Source organism: Pseudomonas sp. D8002 (genome assembly GCF_013385695.1).
GTDB lineage: Bacteria > Pseudomonadota > Gammaproteobacteria > Pseudomonadales > Pseudomonadaceae > Aquipseudomonas.
In genome coordinates, this window is the sequence record NZ_JACAPM010000064.1 from 1 (window position 1) to 1,345 (window position 1,345).

Genomic DNA, 1,345 nt, shown 5'->3' on the forward strand with positions numbered 1-1,345 from the left:
GGCGGAATTTTGGGGGCATATCCGTTATTTGGGTAACGGCCGCTTATGGTTTCGCTCTTACAGCGAGTCACTTTGCAAAAGCGTGTACGGACCGGACACATGGTGGACACATGTACGGGGACATGGTTGACACATTATGAACCGTAATCAGGCTGTTTCACGTCGATCGTTCGCAAAAAATGATGGCAGAAATAGACGTCAAATAGCCCGTCACTTTCAGTGTTGGGACGTAGTGCGATGTGATGTCCGGCCAGGCCTTTGGCGATCCTGAAATAGCGCTTCTGAAACTTAAATCGGCTGTGATAAACCTTGGCCTTTAAATCGTCCGGCCCGTACTCAAACGCCAAAAGCGTCTCCGGATAAGCCCAGGGGCTTTCTCGGTATCGGTCCATTGGAACCTTGTAACCCAGGGCTTGATGAGGGCGTTGATGGTTATAAACCTCTCGCCATTGATCGAGATTTGTTTGCGCTTCTGCAAGCGTCCGAAAATGGCGGCCGTTGAGCACTTCAGCCTTGAGTGACCGATGAAATCGTTCGATTTTCCCATTGGTTTGAGGGTGGAAAGGCCGACTGAAACTTACTCTGATACCTAGGCGAACGAGCCAGATACTCAGTTCCGTGATCTCCCCCGGATTACGCGGAGAGCCCCATGGGGGCCCGTTATCGACGTTGATGCGAGCTGGTAAACCGTAGCGCCGAAAAACCGCGATCAACTGCTCCTGTACCGTGGCTGTGCGCTCGTTGGCACAGGCTTTGATTGCCAAGTTGAAACGAGAATGGTCGTCCAAAACAGTTAGCGGATGGCATCGGCCTTGTTGTGTTGGGAAATGCCCTTTGAAATCCATCTGCCAAAGATCATTGGGCGCGTCGTGTTCAAACCTCAACCTTGCTGCCTGTAACTCTTTCGGGACCGTTTGAACCAAACCATGGCGATGTAAGACATTGGTGACAGTGCTAGGAGCGATACGCTTATCTAACAGATTGCTGATCGTGCGGCCGCCCCAGGCTGGATGCTCCCGCCTAATTGCCAAGACTTCAGTCTCCAGCGCGGGCTTGGTAAGTTTTGGGCTAGTGGCTGGCCTGCGGGATTTCTCCAGCAGACCTTGCTGGCCTTGTTCTTCGTAGCGACCGAGCCACTTGTACGCGGTTTGGGGACTGATACCGAACCGTCGACACAGTTCTCGTTTATTGCTGCCGGGTTGCCGGGCTAAGGCAACGAACTCTTTTTTCAGGCTCATGGCGTCTCTCGTATTCCAGGGCATGATGGTTTTCCGGCGTAGTTAGCTCGCCGAAAAGTGTCAACCATGTCCCCGTACACCCGTCAACCATGTGTCCGGTCCGTACA

The 1,345-nt window shown here is 52.9% G+C and carries 1 protein-coding gene; it reads right to left on the reverse strand.

All coding sequences use genetic code 11. The annotated features are described in order from the left end of the window. Positions 1-134: 134 nt before the first annotated feature. The gene (locus tag HX807_RS30365; protein ID WP_177052064.1) at positions 135-1,262 is read right to left on the reverse strand and encodes an IS481 family transposase; all 1,128 of its coding nucleotides are present in this window, start codon (positions 1,260-1,262) and stop codon (positions 135-137) included. Positions 1,263-1,345: the final 83 nt, after the last annotated feature.

What these genes read in the sequence shown, in the direction of transcription:
- HX807_RS30365 (WP_177052064.1), bottom strand. Translation starts at nt 1,262, where the DNA reads ATGCCCTGGAATACGAGAGACGCCATGAGCCTGAAAAAAGAGTTCGTT.